Here is an 18,785-nt window from a genome sequence, read left to right on the forward strand (position 1 = left end):
ATAAACAAACTAGCCTTGTCGCTCACAAGTGTGAGAGCAACGTCCCCTGGTTCCGAAGGCTTTGCTGTTCTGCGAGGTGTCTAGCGGATGCGCTTTATGATGCCTGACCGGGGTATCTGCATCCAATTCTGCCGCAATACCAGGATCAGCACCACCGGACGCTTTGGCAAAGACCTCTGGTGCACGCGCATGGTCCGGTCCGTCGCGAGGACTACCCGAAGTGAGCTAACGTCGCCCGCCGGCGAGGTGGACATACGAGAAAAGGAAGGGGTGATTGCTGGCATCGTGGGCAAGGCCGGCGCCACGGTCAAGACCGGCGATTTCAAACCGGCTGCGTGCGCGGCGACACGATGGCCGCAGCGCCGCTATCCAGAATGCGGGCATAAAGTGATCGCAGAAGCCGCACAGAGCACTATGCAATACATCGTCGGCCAACGCGTCTGTAGCCGAGAAAAAAAGTCGATCCAACGTCTCGTTCATCGGTGAGAAGCCGACCCGGAGAGATCGTTCGCAATTTATTAAACATATAGTCAAATACAATTCTCACTCGATAGATGATTTCGTCGCCCAACGCGTTTGACTAACATCCGAAACGGAGTATGCGAGCAGTGGCAAAGATACTTGTCGTGGAAGACGAACCCCTCATCCGCTTCACCTTGGCGGAATACCTTCTCGACGAAGGCTACACCGTTATCGAATGCGGGAACGTCCTTGAGGCTCTCGCGGCACTGGGCTTGAATGACGATATCGATGCGGTTGTAACTGATGTGGATATGCCAGGTGCACTTAATGGCGTGCAGCTGGCGCAACTTGTTCAGAAGACGAGACCGTTTGTCCCGGTTCTCGTTACATCTGGACGAGCCGTCGATTTGGCGGGGTTGGAGGGCAACGCGACCTTCCACCCCAAGCCCTACGATATGACCACGATCGCCGTTGAGATCCGGCGACGGCTCTCTTCGGAAAATCTGCCTTCTCGTGAAGTTGGCGCGCAGCGCGGGGTAATGCGCCAGGTAAGCGCGGGTCTAAGCATTCACTCCTCCGCACGCCGGACATAGCTGGCTTTCTTATCGCTTTGTCGGTGATCGCCCTGTCTTCCGGTTACGGGTAAATACTTGGCTAGCTCGCGCACAATTGCCTATGTCGAATGCGAGTTTGCTGACCGCCAATCCGGGTCAAGTCGATCCTAATCCCCGCCTCCGTGGCCTCATTCGGCTCGGTTGCCTGGGAGGATTCATCACTTTCTCTAGGGGGCGCCACAGGGTCCGCATCAGGCCTTTCTGAGCGGTACCAAAGAAAGTTGGTCCACCACGATCTTGGGCACGAAACATCGTTTTGTCCTTCGAAGCTGCCGGTGTTCCAACCGTAGATGGCGTCGTCGACCAGCGGCGGAAGAAGCTCCTTGTTCGTCGGGCGACCATACCAGTTAGTGACGATCTCGGCGACGTTTGCAAACATGCCAGTTCATGCTCGCGAGTTCGCGGAGGCGTCGAACATGTCTGGCTGAAGGTGTGATGGGCATCGCGGAAACCTTCCTTGGCAGACTTAAAAGTATTGCCGGGCTCGTTCTCAGATCTTGGGCGAACATCTTGCAACCGAAAACGCGCTGATATGCCATCGGGCAATTCCGGCTCACTTTTGTTCGGCCTTTCGCTGCGCCTGCCATCCGTCCTCCCAGGCGGTGTACCGCAGGGAATGAGCTGGAAGATTAGGGTTGGCATCAATTGGCTTGCCGTCACGATAAGCTTGTCGCCCTTCTTCGAAGGCGCGCTGCAATTCCTTTTTCACAAATATTCTCCGCAATCTCTCGCCGGCGACAACAGCTCCTAAGACAGTCATTGCCCGTTTCGTACTTCTGCAACGTAAAGCTCGAATCCCAAGTCGGCTGCGCTGGCCTGCAAGACGCGTTTGTCGCTCCGCGGCAAGCGGTTCCAGGCGGAAAGCCTTTTGAACGGCACGCGACCTTGGGAGCAGCAAGCCGCTGCGCTCAACGAAAAGTTTGAATTTGTGCCTTTTGTCCGGCTGCGTCATTTGGCTCGCGAACGTCCTCACTTCCTTATCAGCACTGATAGACGTCGTCGGATCCCCGCCCTTTGCCTCGACATTCTGAGAGCTCGTGGCAGGGCGGCTGTAAGGAATGCAGCCGCGAACTCTATCCTTGGCCAAGCATGAAGACACTATCCGGCTTTTTTTACGATTTGCGCCCGACTGATATTTCGTTTCTGACCTCATCGTCGGGATCGAGAAATTCTGGCTCAATCGTAGCTCCCACGGCATCGAAGTAACGGCTCATGAAGTTGCGATACGAAGCCGCAAGCGCAATATCGGCTATGTTGATGTCCGTGAAGCCAACATCGCGCAGGCGTTGGATATTTTTATCTGTGATCTCTGAGGCATTGCGACTGATCTGCTCAGCATATGCCAGCATCTCGACCTGCTGGGTGCTCAGTCCAGCTTTTCGGAAGTCTCGGTATACAGCCAGAGCCTGATCACGGCCGATCATGCTGGAAACGCTGTGGAAATAAACGTGTGAACAGTAGCTCGACGGCACGAATTTGGCGGCTACCAATGTGATAAGCCTGAAATTCAGCAGCCCTAGTGAGAACCCGTCCCGAATTTGATGAAGTAAGCTCTCGATAGGCACGATGACATCGGCACGAGCGGACCAGCACTGCGTCGCCTGCATGACCCTCCCCATCGACGCGATCTCAGACGTATAAAGAGCGGCGATATCGTCCTTCGCTTCATCAGGTTCTATTGTCTTGATATACAAATCCGCCTCCAAGGGTAAATCTCGTCAAGGCTAGCACATTCTAGATTTTCGTCACGAGGTGATCGACAGCGGTAGTCACGGCCGAAACCTTTTGGCGCAACCCGTCGGTCTCGAGCTGTGGTTTGCTTGATGACGAGCTGCGTGTCTAGATGGGTCGAATATCTACTGGCGAGTTGAGATCGGAATGCGAAGGTCCAGACGCCGTTCGACCCGGTGAATTATCTTCGCTTGTGGCAACCGGCGGCTGCATGGCCACTCACGCCTTTGCCGAAAGACGGCGACTCTCACGACCGTGATCGTGCTTCGGTGATGGCTGACAACAATTTGTAGTAGGTCAGCCGGCACTTCCAGAAGTCGAGGTGCGTTGCGCTTCAATTCTCATCAATCGTCCTTGACGAGGGCTCGTGCGTCTGCAGGGATGCAGAAATTCCAGCATTCTCAGGACGTCGCCTGCATTATCTTTACCCGGTTTCGACCGGCGTTCTTCGCATTGTAGAGCGCCATATCAGCTTTTCTGTACGCCTCTGTCAATTCGCCGGCCGAAGCAAACGTTGCGACGCCGAAACTCGCGGTGACGTTAACTGTATCAGGTAAATTCGCCAGCCTCATTGTGGCAGATCGTAGGGTCTGGGCGAACTGGACCGCAGCATCCAGTCCCGTGTTAGGAAGAAGAACAGCGAACTCTTCTCCGCCGATGCGACCGGCTGCAGCGCCCGTTGGTGAACGACCGCGCAGTTGCTGCCCAAACTCCCGGATCACCAGGTCCCCAATATGGTGACCATAAGTGTCGTTGATCGCCTTGAAGTGATCGAGATCACAAAAGATGATTGCATGAGGGCCATCGGGCCAGCTGGCGAGTATGGATTGAACCATGCGGTCAAAGCCGCGCCTGTTGGCAAGGCTGGAAAGCGCATCCGTCTCTGAAACGTTGCGCTGATCTGCCATCATTTCGAGGGTAAGGGTTGCTAGGAGCGTTAGGCCTACTGCAACCACGAGAACCGCCGTTAGGCTTTGTGAGATAATTGCATAGTTTGTGTGGACGTAATCGCGCGCTGTCGCGCCGGAGCCTGCGAATACCGCCAATACTGCCTTCGCATAGAAATGCATCCCGGTCAAAAACAACAGTGCACCCAGGAACCGCACGATCCAGGAGCGTTTGCGTAAGGAAAGCACCGCTGCAGCGGTCGTCAGGATCACGATGGCGAAAGGGGTTTGGTACAAGAACGTGTGGATGAAAGTTCCGCGGGGAAGATCGTATATAAAATAAGAGAGAACGAGACTCGCGCCTACAAATGTGACGGGAATCCAGGGGCTGATCCGCTTCTCGTGAAGTTTTCCGATTCCCACACCAAGCATCACCATGCCAATCAAGACGGTAGCGAACGCGCCGAGGGCCCAGGGCTTCGGCACAGAGGTGTAAGCTACGAGTAGTTCGCAAATTGCTGAAAGCGAGGCCACGCCGAAACCGCCCCCGATCCAGAGCGCTGCCTTGCGAGAGCGGCTGCGGGTCGCGACAACAACAAACACCGCGCTAAAAGACGCGGCGACGATGAAGTTCACCCCCAGAAAAAATGATGCGCCATTCATTGAACCGTCACTTTACCCCGATGTATATGGACATGAGCTCATCTAACCCGAAAAGGTAAAGGGTTCATCGGGACGCCGGGTTCGATCTTTACTTCCAGCAGCAATGATTTGCTTCGGCGCATATTCCACCTTTGAGAATTCTCGACCAGCCCCAGCCTGATGATGAGAAGTCCCATCGCCTGGAGCAGCAGGTAAGGTCTTCCGGCTTCAAGGTTTGTGATCACCTGCAACCCCGAGGCGAATTGGTTTAGATGCCGGTTTCACAGAAACAGCCGACCTTAAGCGGTGCGCAGCCGTTACAACATTGATTGCAGTCTAACGCTTGAGAAGCGGATCGTCGAAGCATTAGGCTCTCTCGTGAACGTATATCGTTGTCGATAGGGGAGGGAGGTCAAGGCGAAGGGACTGTTTACGACTGTGCGCTTCTATTTCCTCGCTGCAACAGTCGCCAGCGCATGCACCCGTGCCGCCGTAGACACAAGCGTCAGTGTTTAAAACCTGCTGCCAAATCCCTCCGAAAGGAACGCCCACTCGGTAGTTGGTTCTCGAGACCGGCGTGAAATTAGATATGACCAGAGCTACTGAACTGCGGTTCCTGTCATAACGTAACATTGCAAGCACAGAGTTTTCGGAATCATCAGCGACCGCCCATTCGAACCCGTCGGGTTCATCGTCGCCGTATTGCAAGCAGGGAAAGTGGCGGTAGATGCGATTGAGATCCCGCACCAAACGCTGCAAGCCCGCATGAACGGGATCGTCAAGAATATCCCATTCTACGGACCCATCATGATCCCATTCGGTTGTCTGGCCGATTTCGCATCCCATGAAGAGCAGCTTCTTGCCGGGATGGCCCCACATAAACCCAAACAGTGCACGAAGATTGGCCATCTTCAGCCAATCATCGCCTGGCATCTTTCCAACCAATGATCCCTTTCCATGAACAACCTCGTCATGGGAAAACGGTAGAATGAAGCGCTCGCTATAGGCATAGATCATCCCGAACGTCATCGAGCCGTGGTGATATTTGCGGTGGACAGGGTCATCGGACATGTATTGAAGCGTGTCGTGCATCCATCCCATGTTCCATTTCAGATCAAAGCCAAGCCCGCCATCTCGAGGCGATTTGGTGATATTGGGAAAGGCGGTCGATTCTTCGGCAATCATCAGTGCGTTCGGATAGCGGTCGTGAACGATGCTGTTGAGGTGTTTGAAGAATTCAATTGCCTCAAGATTTTCACGCCCGCCATACTGGTTCGGAATCCACTCACCCTCTGCGCGGCTATAGTCACGGTAGAGCATTGACGCCACGGCATCAACGCGCAACCCATCAATATGGTAGTGCTCGAGCCACTCCAGCGCGCTGGCGATCAGGAAGCCTTTCACCTCGTTGCGACCGAGATTGTAGATCAGCGTGTTCCAATCCTGATGAAACCCCTCGCGCGGATCTTCGTGCTCATAGAGTGCAGTGCCATCGATACGCGCCAGGCCCCAGACGTCGGACGGAAAATGCGCCGGGACCCAGTCCAGAATGACGCCGATCCCCGCGCCATGGCAACGGTCGACAAAGTAAGCGAAATCTTCAGGCGTACCGTAGCGGCCGGTTGGCGCAAACAGTCCCAACGGCTGATAGCCCCATGATCCACCAAAGGGATGCTCCATGATCGGCAGCAACTCGATGTGTGTGAACCCCATGTCACGGACATATGGGATTATTCGCTGAGACAGCTCGACCCAGTCGAGAGGCCGTGCCCCTTCGCTCATGTCACGCAGCCACGATCCTGCGTGCACCTCGTAAATGCTGACTGCTGTTGCGGACTGACCGGTACGCCGAGCATCCATCCAGGCAGCGTCGGTCCAAGTGAAGGGCTTGGCCGAAGCAACCACTGATGCAGTCGATGGCGCCGGCTCTGCCGCCCGGGCCACCGGGTCGGCTTTTTGAGGTAGAACGTTGCCTTTTTGATCGATGATCTCGAACTTGTAGCGTTCGCCTACCGTCAAGTGCGGAATGAATATTTCCCAGACACCGGCCTGCGGGCGAAGTCTCATGGGATGGCGCCGCCCATCCCAACTATTGAAGTCGCCCACGACCGACACCCGCCTCGCGTTCGGCGCCCACACTGCAAAGCGTACACCGGCGACGTCGTCAATCGTCATCGGGTTGGCGCCAAGCGCACGCGACAGATGATAGTGCGTGCCCTCCGAGATTAGATGAAGATCCAGGTCGCTAAGCAGCGGACCAAACCTGTATGGATCATCCGTGACATCGATGGCATCGGGCCAATGTACCCGTATGCTATAGGAGGCCGGTTCCGGTATCTGAGCCACGAAGAGGCCAGCCGCATGGACGAGATCGGCAGAAGCGAGAAGCCCTCCGCTGTCCCGCGCGATGATGTCGACGCCCAACGCCCCCGGCAGAAAGAGCCGAATGTAGTGACGGCCATTCGTGCCATGTGGTCCAAGGATGGAGAAGGGGTCACCATGGCGTCCCTCGGTGAGGGCTCCAATCGCATCGGCCTCCACACCGAAGAAAATGTCGGCAAAATCTATGGTCATGAGCGGCTCTCCGAGAGGCGAGCCAGAATTCTGGTGAAACCGTTCAATGGTATTGGCAGCCATTTCGGCCGGTTGCGAGCCTCGTAGGCGATCTCGTAGGCGGCTTTTTCCAGAAGGAACACGTCGAGAACGCGTCCGATCTCCTCCTGAGAGCTTGGAAGATCTGGAGCCGCTGAGAGCGCTCGTGCATAGGAGTGCAGGAAGGCCTTTTCGGCGCTGGAGCCAAACTTCGCAATGACCTCCCGTCGACGCGTGTCGTGATGGTCGGATATCGCATCATTTTCAAGCATCGCGGTCGCCGACAGGTAGTCGAGGGAGCGCAAAAGCCCCGCTGCGTCGCGAAGCGGACTGGTCTTGGCCCTACGCTCAGAAAGATTGCGCGCGGGCTCTCCTTCGAAATCGATGATTACTGCATCGCCTTCAGTGACGAGGATTTGACCGAGGTGGAAGTCACCGTGGGCACGGGTCAGCAATGTTTCCCTCGCTGCATCCGCGAGAGCGCTGGCTAGTTCTATGATAGCGTCCTGTTTCTCAAGAAGCGAACTGACCTGCACCTCCATCGTCCGATCGACGTCTTCGCCGAGATCGGCGAGCTTGGAGAAAGCATATGCAACTTCCCCCGTGACCGACTTACGGATCGTCTCGACATCGACGTCATTTGCTCGACGCGGGGAAAAGGCCTCTTCTGTCGTTGGCTGTGACAAGAGCACATGCAGCTCGCCCAGTCGTTCTCCAACCATAGCCACAAAGTTCAAAAGCGGGCGAAGCTGCTCATCGGCTGACTCCACAGCGGCCTCGGTGATGACGATCTCGTCGGCTACCCGTCTCAGATTAGAAAGCATCCAATTCCACGCGTCGCCCTGGTTGCGAATGGCGCCCTGCACGATGACCAGTGTCGAGCGCCGGCCTTCGCCGTCGGTGCGCACGACCTCGCCAAGCAGCGGCGCGGTATGTTCGTATCCGTGCTTGGTCAGATAGCGCGTCATCTCCACTTCAGGATGCGTGCCGATGAAAACATGACGGATCAGCTTGATCATTGCCAGTGATCCGACAATGAGCGAGCTATTGGATTGCTCGGCTGAGAGCCAGTGGATCGGCATGTCGTCGGACAGCGCCAGGCAGTCGAGCTGGTCGGTTCCCATAAACTCAATCTGTCCCGTACGCCCGCTGACAATCGATCTGTCGCATAGTCCCCGCAGGATGCCGCGTGCCATCGCCTCGACCGCAAATCCATCCGTGAGGAAACCGACCCGACGACCCTGTCTGATGCGCGCAAGCGACAGCTGCTGGCCGAGCACGTTGGCCGGTGTATCGTCCCATTCAACGGCAAGCGGCAGCTGATAGGTTTCAATGTGATCTGGAAGCACCGCCTCAAGCTCCCCTAGAACAACACCGTCGGCAAAGGGTATGGGGGTTGCCGACACGAGACGTGCTTCAATAAGGGCCTGATCCTTGGCCCCGAACCAGCGTCGCTTGGAAAGGTAGGACGGTAAGATATCGCGACTAAAGGTTGCTGAATGTTCAGGCTGCTCCACAAGCTCCGCAAGGTTTCGCCGGAACACCAATGTCACGAAATCCGCCAGTTGCTCCGGCGGTGCGGTGCGCCAGGCCGGGCCGTCTGCCTCACTGTTGAGCTGGAACCAGAAGAAGCCGTAGGGTGCCAGGGTTAGCAGGTAAGTGAGCTGCCCGATCGGAGGGAAAGGTGACATGCCCGTGAGTTCGATCGGGACGCGGCCTTCATAGGCCGACAGATCGAGTTCAACAGCCTGTGGCAGGCGCGACAGGTTTGCCACGCAAAGGATGACCTCATCGCCATGCTCACGAAGGTAAGCGAGGATCTTGCGGTTGCTTGGTCTCAGAAATCGTAAGGTGCCACGTCCGAAGGCGGCGTGCCGGCCGCGTAACGCCAGCATGCGCCGCATCCAGTTCAGCAGCGAGTGGGCGTCTCCAACCTGAGCCTCGACGTTGAGCGCCTCAAAACCGTAAAGGGCATCGGCCACCGGCGGCAGGACAAGGCGTGCCGGGTCTGCACGCGAAAACCCGCCATTGCGGTCCGGTGACCACTGCATCGGCGTGCGTACTCCGTCCCTGTCGCCGAGATAGATATTATCACCCATGCCGATCTCGTCGCCGTAATAGACGACTGGTGTGCCGGGCATCGACAGAAGCAGTCCGTTCATCAGCTCAATCCGTCGCCGGTCGCGTTCCATGAGCGGGGCCAGGCGGCGGCGAATACCGAGATTGATCCGCGCACGTTTGTCTGAGGCATAAGTTTCCCAGAGGTAGTCGCGCTCGGCATCGGTCACCATTTCTAGAGTGAGCTCATCATGGTTCCTGAGGAAAATCGCCCACTGGCATGTCTCTGGAATGTCAGGGGTCTGGCGCATGATGTCGGTGATTGGAAAGCGATCTTCCTTGGCGATGGCCATGTACATGCGCGGCATCAACGGAAAATGGAACGCCATGTGACACTCGTCGCCGTCGCCAAAATATTCCCGCGTGTCCTCGGGCCACTGATTTGCCTCGGCAAGGAGCATTACGCCTGGGTGGGTAGCGTCGAGGGCTGCCCGGATTTGCTTGAGGATCACGTGGGTCTCCGGCAGGTTTTCGTTGTTGGTGCCTTCGCGCTCGACAAGGTAAGGAATCGCGTCAAGTCGGAAGCCGTCAATTCCGGTTTCCAACCAAAATCGCATGATATCGACGAGCTCCTCCATCACTCTCGGGTTGTCAAAATTGAGGTCGGGCTGATGTGAATAGAATCGGTGCCAGTAGTAGGCGCCGGCGATCGGATCAAAGGTCCAGTTTGACTTTTCCGTGTCGAGGAAAATGATGCGGGTTTCAGGAAATCTCTGATCATTGTCGGACCAGACATAGAAATCGCGTTCAGAGCTTCCAACCGGGGCCTGCCGGGCACGTTGGAACCAGGGATGCTGGTCGGAGGTGTGATTGATGACAAGTTCGATGATGACTTTGAGGTTGCGCTCGTGCGCGGCAGCTACAAACCTGACAAAGTCATCGAGCGTGCCGTAGTCAGGGCTGACGTTGCGGTAGTCAGCAATATCGTATCCATCGTCGCGGCGCGGCGAGGGAAAGAACGGCAAAAGCCATATGGCATTGACACCAAGCGCCGCAATATGGTCGAGCTTCTGGTACAGGCCATCGAAATCGCCGATGCCGTCGCCATTGGCGTCGTAGAAGGATTTTATATGCAATTGATAAATGATTGCATCCTTGTACCAGAGCGGATCGTGGGCCATTGTCACCTTGTCTTCCATCAAGACGTTGTCCATCTCACGCCTCTCCTGCCTTGACGCGCCATATGGCAAACGGCAAATGAGCCGGATCCAACTTCATCGTGTGCCATTTGCCGCTGTGTCTGAAGCTTTCGCCGCTGACAAGATCTTCAAATGCAAGCGTTGCCCTGTCGCCAAGTCCGTATCGCCAGAACGGAAACTCGACGTTGCTTTCCTCGATCGCATGCGGATTAAGGGTCACGGCAACGAGGAGGACGTTGTCGCGACCAACGCTGGCCTTCTCGAAAAACATCACGTTGTTGTTGGACGACGGCAGTAGCGTCAGGCCGAGATGCGAGTGTAATGCCTCATTATCCCTGCGAATGCGGTTGAGCATCGCTATCTCTGCCTTGATGTTGCCCGGACGATCGTAATCCCAGGCACGGATCTCGTATTTCTCGCTGTCGGCGTATTCCTTGCGCTTGGCATCGGGGCGTCCCTCGCATAGCTCGAAGCCATTGTAGACGCCCCAGAGACCGGACAGGGTAGCGGCAAGCGCGGCGCGGATAAGGTAGGCCGCACGTGGAGCGTTCTGCAGAAAGTCAGGGTTTATGTCATGTGTGTTGACAAAAAAATGCGGCCTGAAGAACTCCCTGGCCTCACTGGTGATAAGTTCGACCATATACTGTTCGAGCTCCCACCGTTCGTTCCGCCAGGTAAAGTACGTGTAGGATTGCGAGAAACCCACCTTGGCAAGCCGGTACATGATCTTCGGCCGTGTGAAAGCCTCAGACAGGAAGATGACGTCTGGGTGGCGGGCGCGAATGTCCCCAATCAGCCACTCCCAAAACGGAAAAGGCTTGGTGTGAGGATTGTCGACGCGGAAAAGCCGGACGCCTTCCTCGACCCACATCTCGACAATGTCACGCAACTCTATCCAAAGCGCGGGAACTGCGTCTTTCGCATAAAAGTCAACATTGACGATGTCTTCATATTTCTTCGGAGGATTCTCCGCGTAGCGGATGGTGCCGTCGGGGCGCCAGTCGAACCAGCCCGGGTGCTCACGCAGCCAGGGATGATCGGGAGAAGCCTGAATTGCAAGGTCTAAGGCAATCTCAAGTCCCACCTTCCTCGCCTCCTCGACGAGATGCTCGAAGTCTCCAAATTCACCGAGCTCGGGATGAATGGCCTCATGACCACCCTCGTCCGAACCAATTGCGTAGGGGCTGCCTGGATCTCCGGGTGCGGCGATCAGCGAATTGTTGCGCCCCTTTCGGTTGGTACGGCCAATCGGATGGATTGGAGGGAAATATAGAACGTCGAAGCCCATATCGCGGATGGCTGGCAGCCGGGCAATCACATCCTCAAACGTGCCGTGACGGTTTTGGTCACCGCTTTGGGAGCGGGGAAAGATCTGATACCAGCTAGCAAAAGCAGCCTCGCGCCTCTCCGACTCCAGGCCATAGGTCCTTGTTCGGGAGGTAAAAGGTCGCCGATCGGCTTGCTCCATGAGCTCGGCCAGTCGCGGGGCAAGCAGAATGTCAAGCTTGGACACGCCCTCCGTGTGTTCAAGTTTGATCAGTAATGAGGCGAGCTCCGCCCGGTCTTCGTCTGCCATCGTCTCGGCCGGCTCCGCCGCTGCGCGCCGGATCAGATCTTCACCCTCTATCAACTCCAGTCGCAGATCGAGCCGAGCCTCGTGCTTCTTTACAAGCTCGTAGCGGAAGATCGCGAAAGGATTTTTCCACGCTTCGACGCAGAACTCGAAGCGACCAACGCGGTCGAGCGCGAAGCTACCTAGCCATCGGTCGTTTTCGAAAAGAACCATAGGCGTTTCCCGCCACTCCGCCTGTCCACGCGGGCGATAGAGAAGGGCCGCCGAAAGGAGATCGTGGCCGTCCGCGAATATGTCGGCTTCGACCGTGACAGTCTCTCCGACGATGCGCTTGACCGGAAAGCGACCGTCGTCGACCTGCGGCGAGACTTTCTCGATGGCTATACGAGGCGATGATGTTGCATGCCTAAGCTGAAGTTGTCCTTGGTCGGCTACGACGGGCGGTAGCGCTCTCGTGGCGATGACACGGGCCTCTCCAGGCTCCAGGCGCCGACTGGCCGCAGTTTCATCAACTGGCGCGAAGGGGGACAAGATGCGGGTCAGGATTGTTCGAGTAATGGTGGCGGGCCGCCGCAGGTCCCTGTTGACGGCGATCAGCTGCACATCACTGGCGCTCCTGACGTCAGGCCGATCGGCCTGCAGGATGACAGTCGCCTGGTTCATCATCTCGCACTTGACAAAGTGTTTTACGGCGCTGCTGCGGGCCGAGATTAACTCGCGCAGTTCACCAGTAAGATCGAAGGCGCCTTCGGCCCGCAAGATGCGAAGCCCTTCACCATGTCCGTGTGTCGGATCGAGCGGCAGCATGGTGCCAAACTCGAAGCCCATCGGAACAAGCAGACTGTCGCCGATCTCGGCTGCCAGATACAGCGCGCGGAGCGATTTCCGCTCTCGGATCTCGCGACTTTCGGTGCCATGCGCTATCCTCCGCCCGAAGGGGGCTTCCGGAAAGGCGATTTGCGGCCCGATCAAGCGCTGCAACCGATGCTCATCAAGGAGCCAGCCCTCACGCAGATCCCACCAGGCAAGCGAGGAGAACGTCGCATCGAACCCGCAGCCGACGAGGGCGTTCCGCAGCACGAAATCAGTTCCCGGCGTATACGCAAAAAAGCGGATCGCCGGGTCTATAGCCTTAGAGGAAGCGATCAATTGCTGCCAAACCGTGGTTGAAAGGCTATCGAGTCCGACAGCGCGATAGCCCGCAATCCCTATGGACGCATAGCTTGCTAGCCGCGCCTGCCAGTCCTCGATTTCTACAGGCGCGGAAGAAAAGTTTGCATTCCGTCGCGGTGAGACCGGCGACCGCCTCGGGTCGAGACCGGGCGAAGCCGTATTGCCGTCGACACCTGCGCTAATCGCCAAGTCCACCATGAAATTGATCCCGCGCCTGTCGGCTTCGCCCGCCAGCATCGCAAGCGCATCTTCCGCATCGCCGGGAAGGGCTAGAGCAGGATCGAGTTCATCGTAGACCACTTCGGAGAAAAGGCTATCCGCGGTTCTTTTAAAGAGCGGAGCTGACAGCACGGTATCGAAACCAAGGAGCGCGGCGTGGTCGAAGATCTCCAGCCATCGGTCCCTCCCGGAAAGAAGAAGTGGGTTGACGTAATAGATCATCGGAGGATGAAGGGAGGCGGTCGATGGGGATGCTGTCGTCATCACTCGGTATGTCTCCGCGCGTCCGGCTCGCATTATCGGCGTTCGAGTGGAACCTGCGAGGTCTGTACTTGTTCCCTCTCAGCACATCAGATGACGCAGGCCAGCGCCGGTTTTCCACCGACGGCCGTTTTCGTCGCGGGTAGCATGGGAGGCAGACGGCTGGTGAACCCACGGGCGGCGGCAGTGTGAATTGTTGGCGCAGGCCCCCCAAACCGGGCCCTTTGCGACCTAGGCTCGGAGGTGAGTTTCATCTTCTTCAAACGAGCGCCCTTTCCGGACGCTCTTGAGAAGTCCCCCGCCCTCTCGCGTTCTCGGCTATGACGGGGTTGAACTTGACGCACCCAAAGATTTGCGCTCGAGGGCGCCTCCAGTGCCCGCGACAGAACTGATTTCAGCATTCCCAGCCTCGTTAATACTATGCACTGGCAACGGCTATTGAAAAATCCGGCCACAGCGGCGCGTCAATGAGGGAACGACGGATCGCTTGGCATCCGATGCCGATATGCGCCAATCGGCGAAGGCAACAGGCAAGGCCCGTCGGATATCATGGAGCTGCTGAACGTAGTATTTTCGATTTTACGCCGCAGGGTAGCGGCTTTGATCGCAGAACGCGCCAAACCGTGACCCTCAGCTAAGTGGAGCCCTCCCGGCTGTTTCAGGCGATCTATGGCCTACTGCGCACACCCTGGGGAGGCCCACCAAGAGGTAACGAAGAGGTTGGCTTTGCGAGAGTGAAACGCTTCTCGAAGCCAGACTTTTACTTTTCAGGCGAACCCTGCAATCATGTGGTTGGGTCTGTTCCGGCAAATAGCTGCTTTCACGATCGGGGAGACAGGGATTGTGGTTCAAAGGGGCGCAAAGTTGGTTTAGGGGACAACCCCTGTCGGTTCAATTTCTGTGTGCAAGCAGCGTCTTGATCCTTCTCGCGACAGCGATATCGGGTTATCTCATCTCTGGCATCGTCGAGCAGAATGCGATCCGCAGCAAAGCCGGTGCGGTCGCAACCTTTGTTCAGAGCATGACGGAACCGCTCGTTCAGAAGCTAGCCTCGGCGGACGATCTTTCACCTGAAGATATCAAAAAACTCCAAGACCTTTTTGCTGATCCCATGTTGCAGGGACGTTTTCCCCATGTCGAGATCTGGACGCCGGATGGAACGATCGCCTATTCGATAGCACCGGATCTGATTGGACAGAGGTTCATACTCCCTCCTGGAGCTCGGGGTGCACTGTCGGGTGAGGTTTCTCTTTCCTTTGCCGACCTCGACGCAGGTGAGCATATCGCTCGCGATTTCCGGACGAGCTACCTGGAGATCTATAGCCCGCTACGTGACAATTCGTCCGGCAGGATCATTGCGGTCGCGGAGATCCAGGAGGATCCCGCAACGCTTGATCACGAGGTGGCGCGCGTGCGGCTGGTGAGTTGGGCGTCAGTGGCTCTAGCTTCTTGCGCGATCCTGCTCTGCCTTTTCGCGATCGTTCGCCGGGGGAGCATCACCATAGAGGAGCAGCGAGGCGCCTTGCGCCAGCGCGCGGAAGACGCGGAGGCCAATTCGCACAAGCTGGCTGAGCTCCAGGCTATCGCACGGCACGCATCAATGCAGCTCGCCGAACGAAACGAGAAGCTGATGCGCAGCGTCGGCGCAGATCTCCATGATGGCCCGGCCCAGCTTCTCTCCTTCGCGCGCCTCCAGGTCGAACAGGTCCGTCAGTCGAGGTCCGATCCGGATCGCGAGGCGCCGCTGACCGTACTCGAGGAGACGCTCGATAGCGCCTTGGCGGAGATCCGCGTAATTGCCCGATCGCTTATTTTGCCGGACATCGAGCATCTCCCACCGGGTCGCATCATCGGGCGTGCGGTCAAGATGCACGAGGGTCGGTCGGGCACAGAGGTCGTCTCCACGATCGTTGGCACTGACCGGGAAATTCCGGCGGCACTGAAGATCTGCCTTTTCCGATTTGTGCAGGAGGGCCTAAATAACGCCTACAGGCACGCAGGCGGAAATGGTCAGGAGGTATGGTGCGAGATGAAAGCAGCGAGCATGACAGTGATCGTTTCAGACAGGGGACCCCCGCCGGGCTTTGTCAAGCCAGGTGCCCGCACCGGCGGAGGAATGGGCCTTCATGGTTTGCGGCAACGCATCGAGAGCCTTGGTGGGAGCCTGCAGATCGTTTGTGCGGACACTGGAACTCGGCTGACGATGTACTTTGAGCTGGAGGAGGGATTTGAATGACGGAGCCGGCTTCTGTCATCGTCGTCGACGACCACGCGCTCTTTCGCATGGGTGTGTCGCAGACGATTGCCCTGAACGAAAACCTGCGGGTTGTTGCTGAAGGTGCATCCAGGCAGGATTCTCTGGACCTGGTAGCGCTCCACCAGCCGGCGATCGTGCTTCTGGATATTTCGATGCCGGGCGGCGGGGTCGCCGCGGCGCGAGAAATCCATGAGCGATGGCCCGATGTGAAGGTAGTGATGCTGACGGTGTCGGAGGATGACGAAGACGTCCTGGAAGCGCTGGAGGCCGGCGCGTCGGGTTATATTCTAAAGGGGATTGCCGCAAAGGAGTTGATAGACGCGCTTACGACCGTTCAACGCGGCAGCACGTATCTTTCGCCCACCATGGGTTCCAAACTGGTCGCCGCAATGAAGGGGCGCACACAATCTCGAACCGATGGCGATCCCTTTAGCGAGCTGTCGGTAAAGGAGCGCAACGTGTTGGAATGTGTGGGCCGCGGAATGGGCAATCAGGCAATTGCCGCAGAGACGGGCACGACCTTGCGGACCGTGAAGTTTCACGTGTCGAGGCTTCTCAGAAAGCTCGACGCGAAGAATCGTATCGAATTGGCGCTCATTGCGCAGAAGATCTCGGAGGCCCCACGTAAAAACGGATAGCTCCTGCTTGAGGTTCAAGAAAGACGAGAGTCCGCTGGCGAGGGAGACGTGGCCAGCAGCAAGGCTTGCTATGACGCATCCACCGTGCTCGGCCTCGTTGGTTGGTGCTCTGGCGCGAGATGGAGAGGACGATCTTCTCGATGTCGAGAATGCCAAGGGCGGCTCCGGCGGCGAGCGTCCGATGTCTTCGTCTTCAGTCGGTCCTCTTGAAGAATGGTGGAAGAGGCTGCGACGAGATCTTCAGCTTGGCGTTGACTATGCTCGATCGTTCCGCTTGGCCATTAAGGTACGCTCACCCGCCGGTCTGCAGATGGATGGAGATACGCCTCCGATCGGCGACGACACCGGAATCGTCTTCGATCTCGAGCATGACGACGCGCTGCAGATCCCGTAATCCTGTTGCGCGGCCACCACGACCTGACGCTGGACGTCTCCCTGGCCGGCATTTATCCCGGCCGGGTGGAGATTGGCTGGCATCTCGTCGAGGAAAAAGGGCTTGCTATTTCCCCTCGAGATTTAGCACAGCTTCGAACCTTGCGCCCCCGGCATATGTGTAGTGGAAGCTTCCTTGCAGCTGTTTAACAAACGCCTTGATCAAACTCGTTCCCATTCCGGACTTTGTACTCCCTTCTATGCCGATGCCGTTGTCAGCCACGACAAGAATGCATTTGTCTGAGGATCGCGTCAGTTCAACGGAGATATGTCCAGTCTCACGTCCGGGAAAAGCATACTTCATGGAGTTGACGATTAGCTCGTTCACAAGCAGTGCGAACGGAGTGGCTTCGTCGGCACCGATGGAGATGTCATCAATGGTGAAACTGACAGTGATCGGTTGCGGGTGGAAGCCTACGATCTTCCTGACAAATCCAGGTATGAACTCTTTTGCTCGAACAAATGTAAATTCGTCGAACCCGTACATCTGCTCGTGAACTGAGGACATGGCCGCAATTCGCTCGCTGAGATCATTCACTGCCTTGGCCTCGAAACCCTGGAGGCGAAGCAGGGACATTACTGTCTGGAGATTGTTCTTGACGCGATGATGTATCTCGCGCATCAGCTCCTTGTTTGTCTGCAGTGCGCTCGTGAGCGCGTTGACGTGGGCGGCTTCCAAGCGGTTCAGGCTTCGGATGCGGCTGGTCGCTACCAAAACCGCGCCCGTCGCAAGGGATAACAACAAGGCTGCGATCTTTGCATCGTTCCAGAACGGCCGCATGACGACACCCATATCGGCGGATGCGATTGCCACAAACGGTGTGCGCTCGATGATCTTGTAGGCGACTAAGCGCTCACGTTTGTCGACCGGAGAAGATGCGGTGTACGTTCCGGAGGTTTTCTTGCGCATATAGTCGGTGAAAAGAACGTATTTGCTCATGTCAACGGGGCCGTCGGGCTCCGGATGGCGAGCGACAAGCCTGCCGTTCCTATGAATCAATCCGACTGTGGAATTCGGGCCCAGTGCGGCCGCATCCCACACCGGTTTCAAAATGTTGCCGTCGAAGGCGATCACGGCGACCCCCGCGAACACACCGTTTCGTTCAATTCTTCGACTGAACACGAAGATCTGTCTTTGAGTAAGTCGACTGATCATCATCGAGGACACGTACTCATCGGCTCCGTTTCGCAACTTCGCGAAGTAGTCCCGATCCGTAACATCCATCGGCTTGATGTTGCGGTCGTTCGAGAAGAGCGTTGTTCCGGTCGCGCCCACGACATAGGTGGTAACTTCGGGAGGCAGATCTGCGACCGCAGCGTTGAGGTGATGGACACGATTACGACTTGCCGAGGTGACTTGCTCGCCAAGGGAGTCGTCTATTCTCCGCAATCGTTCCCGTGCCAGCGAATTTAGCCAAATAGCATTGGCGGTCACGATCTTGGATGCTGCCGTGACGCGCTCTTCCCCCGTGACGATGCTTGTCCGGTAGGTCGCTAAAAGCCACAAGGCTATCGATATAGCGAAGGCAAAATACATGAGACCGATGATCGCCACAGAAACCCGGCCCAGGTTGCCAACCCTATCACTCACAAGCAAAGCCTATCCTGTTCACGTTTCTCTCTCAGGTGACGCTCGTCGATTGCTACTCATGATGACCGAAAGTCAAGCCGTCGATTTTCTTAGCCTATTAGCACCGCATCGAGGCAAGTGCTCACACCATGCCTTCAAAAGCTTTTTCCCATAATAGCTTTAATAGGAATCTGTCGGGTACGTACGGTATGGGACGGTTCATTGCGTGGAAACCACCCCTCCCTTCGTTGATTTTTCCCTCGGAATACTATCCTCAATTGCGTGTAATCGACCGCTCAAGGCGACTGGGTGGCCATTCCTCCTAAATCTCGACAGTGTGACGGATTGAGAAACCATAGCGGCAGGAACCAGTAGCCGTCTCTTCCGCCCGTCCCCGTACGAGACAACGAGCCCCGCACAAGCCGTTCATTTCTTTGCCATAATATTCCCCAGGGCGCTAACAAGCCAAGGCCTCGG

The 18,785-nt window shown here is 56.8% G+C and carries 13 protein-coding genes; 5 read left to right on the top strand and 8 right to left on the bottom strand.

Annotated elements, in window-relative coordinates:
• Positions 1-96: 96 nt before the first annotated feature.
• On the top strand, positions 97-486 hold the full coding sequence (locus JNB88_RS27560) for a hypothetical protein (RefSeq protein WP_220358229.1): 390 nt from the start codon (positions 97-99) through the stop codon (positions 484-486).
• A gap of 113 nt (positions 487-599) precedes the next feature.
• Entirely contained in the window at positions 600-1,055 is a 456-nt protein-coding gene (locus JNB88_RS27565; RefSeq protein WP_220358230.1) for a response regulator, read from the top strand.
• Positions 1,056-1,116: 61 nt separating this feature from the next.
• On the opposite strand, the gene JNB88_RS34710 is transcribed toward JNB88_RS27565, so the two are convergent.
• The 7 genes from JNB88_RS34710 to JNB88_RS27600 all read right to left on the bottom strand — a co-directional run bounded on the left by JNB88_RS34710 (position 1,117) and on the right by JNB88_RS27600 (position 13,414).
• Positions 1,117-1,455 (bottom strand): lysozyme family protein, encoded by a 339-nt coding sequence (locus tag JNB88_RS34710; RefSeq protein WP_220358231.1) that lies wholly within the window; start codon positions 1,453-1,455, stop codon positions 1,117-1,119.
• A gap of 174 nt (positions 1,456-1,629) precedes the next feature.
• Entirely contained in the window at positions 1,630-2,256 is a 627-nt protein-coding gene (locus tag JNB88_RS27575) for a ribosome modulation factor (RefSeq protein ID WP_220358232.1), read from the bottom strand.
• Positions 2,189-2,770, bottom strand: a complete 582-nt coding sequence (locus JNB88_RS27580) for a carboxymuconolactone decarboxylase family protein (RefSeq protein ID WP_220358233.1) — start codon at positions 2,768-2,770, stop codon at positions 2,189-2,191. Before JNB88_RS27580 ends, JNB88_RS27575 begins: the two co-directional genes overlap by 68 nt.
• A gap of 438 nt (positions 2,771-3,208) precedes the next feature.
• The gene (locus tag JNB88_RS27585; protein WP_220358234.1) at positions 3,209-4,357 is read right to left on the bottom strand and encodes a GGDEF domain-containing protein; all 1,149 of its coding nucleotides are present in this window, start codon (positions 4,355-4,357) and stop codon (positions 3,209-3,211) included.
• Positions 4,358-4,702: 345 nt separating this feature from the next.
• Positions 4,703-6,910 carry a 1,4-alpha-glucan branching protein GlgB gene (gene glgB / locus JNB88_RS27590; protein WP_220358235.1) on the bottom strand — a complete coding sequence of 736 codons (2,208 nt, stop codon included), beginning with the start codon at positions 6,908-6,910 and terminating at the stop codon, positions 4,703-4,705.
• Positions 6,907-10,185 carry a maltose alpha-D-glucosyltransferase gene (treS, locus tag JNB88_RS27595; RefSeq protein ID WP_220358272.1) on the bottom strand — a complete coding sequence of 1,093 codons (3,279 nt, stop codon included), beginning with the start codon at positions 10,183-10,185 and terminating at the stop codon, positions 6,907-6,909. The genes glgB and treS overlap by 4 nt, the downstream gene beginning before the upstream one ends.
• Positions 10,186-10,201: 16 nt before the next feature.
• The gene (locus tag JNB88_RS27600; RefSeq protein WP_220358236.1) at positions 10,202-13,414 is read right to left on the bottom strand and encodes an alpha-1,4-glucan--maltose-1-phosphate maltosyltransferase; all 3,213 of its coding nucleotides are present in this window, start codon (positions 13,412-13,414) and stop codon (positions 10,202-10,204) included.
• 913 nt (positions 13,415-14,327) lie between these two features.
• Here JNB88_RS27600 and JNB88_RS27605 point away from each other — a divergent pair.
• The 3 genes from JNB88_RS27605 to JNB88_RS27615 all read left to right on the top strand — a co-directional run bounded on the left by JNB88_RS27605 (position 14,328) and on the right by JNB88_RS27615 (position 16,700).
• Positions 14,328-15,647 carry a sensor histidine kinase gene (locus JNB88_RS27605; RefSeq protein ID WP_223217353.1) on the top strand — a complete coding sequence of 440 codons (1,320 nt, stop codon included), beginning with the start codon at positions 14,328-14,330 and terminating at the stop codon, positions 15,645-15,647.
• Entirely contained in the window at positions 15,644-16,306 is a 663-nt protein-coding gene (locus tag JNB88_RS27610; protein ID WP_220358237.1) for a response regulator, read from the top strand. Before JNB88_RS27605 ends, JNB88_RS27610 begins: the two co-directional genes overlap by 4 nt.
• Before the next feature lie 70 nt (positions 16,307-16,376).
• Entirely contained in the window at positions 16,377-16,700 is a 324-nt protein-coding gene (locus tag JNB88_RS27615) for a hypothetical protein (RefSeq protein WP_220358238.1), read from the top strand.
• A 105-nt stretch (positions 16,701-16,805) separates the two neighbouring features.
• Here the strand turns inward: JNB88_RS27615 and JNB88_RS34445 are convergent, their stop codons facing one another.
• Positions 16,806-17,813 (bottom strand): histidine kinase dimerization/phosphoacceptor domain -containing protein, encoded by a 1,008-nt coding sequence (locus JNB88_RS34445; protein WP_420832223.1) that lies wholly within the window; start codon positions 17,811-17,813, stop codon positions 16,806-16,808.
• Positions 17,814-18,785: the final 972 nt, after the last annotated feature.

This window comes from Rhizobium cauense (assembly GCF_019511525.1).
GTDB classification, from domain to species: Bacteria; Pseudomonadota; Alphaproteobacteria; order Rhizobiales; family Rhizobiaceae; genus Rhizobium; species Rhizobium cauense.

What these genes read in the sequence shown, in the direction of transcription:
- JNB88_RS27560 (WP_220358229.1), top strand. Translation starts at nt 97, where the DNA reads ATGATGCCTGACCGGGGTATCTGCATCCAATTCTGCCGCAATACCAGG.
- JNB88_RS27565 (WP_220358230.1), top strand. Translation starts at nt 600, where the DNA reads ATGCGAGCAGTGGCAAAGATACTTGTCGTGGAAGACGAACCCCTCATC.
- JNB88_RS34710 (WP_220358231.1), bottom strand. Translation starts at nt 1,455, where the DNA reads ATGTTTGCAAACGTCGCCGAGATCGTCACTAACTGGTATGGTCGCCCG.
- JNB88_RS27585 (WP_220358234.1), bottom strand. Translation starts at nt 4,357, where the DNA reads ATGAATGGCGCATCATTTTTTCTGGGGGTGAACTTCATCGTCGCCGCG.
- glgB (WP_220358235.1), bottom strand. Translation starts at nt 6,910, where the DNA reads ATGACCATAGATTTTGCCGACATTTTCTTCGGTGTGGAGGCCGATGCG.
- treS (WP_220358272.1), bottom strand. Translation starts at nt 10,185, where the DNA reads ATGGAAGACAAGGTGACAATGGCCCACGATCCGCTCTGGTACAAGGAT.
- JNB88_RS27600 (WP_220358236.1), bottom strand. Translation starts at nt 13,414, where the DNA reads ATGACGACAGCATCCCCATCGACCGCCTCCCTTCATCCTCCGATGATC.
- JNB88_RS27610 (WP_220358237.1), top strand. Translation starts at nt 15,644, where the DNA reads ATGACGGAGCCGGCTTCTGTCATCGTCGTCGACGACCACGCGCTCTTT.
- JNB88_RS27615 (WP_220358238.1), top strand. Translation starts at nt 16,377, where the DNA reads ATGACGCATCCACCGTGCTCGGCCTCGTTGGTTGGTGCTCTGGCGCGA.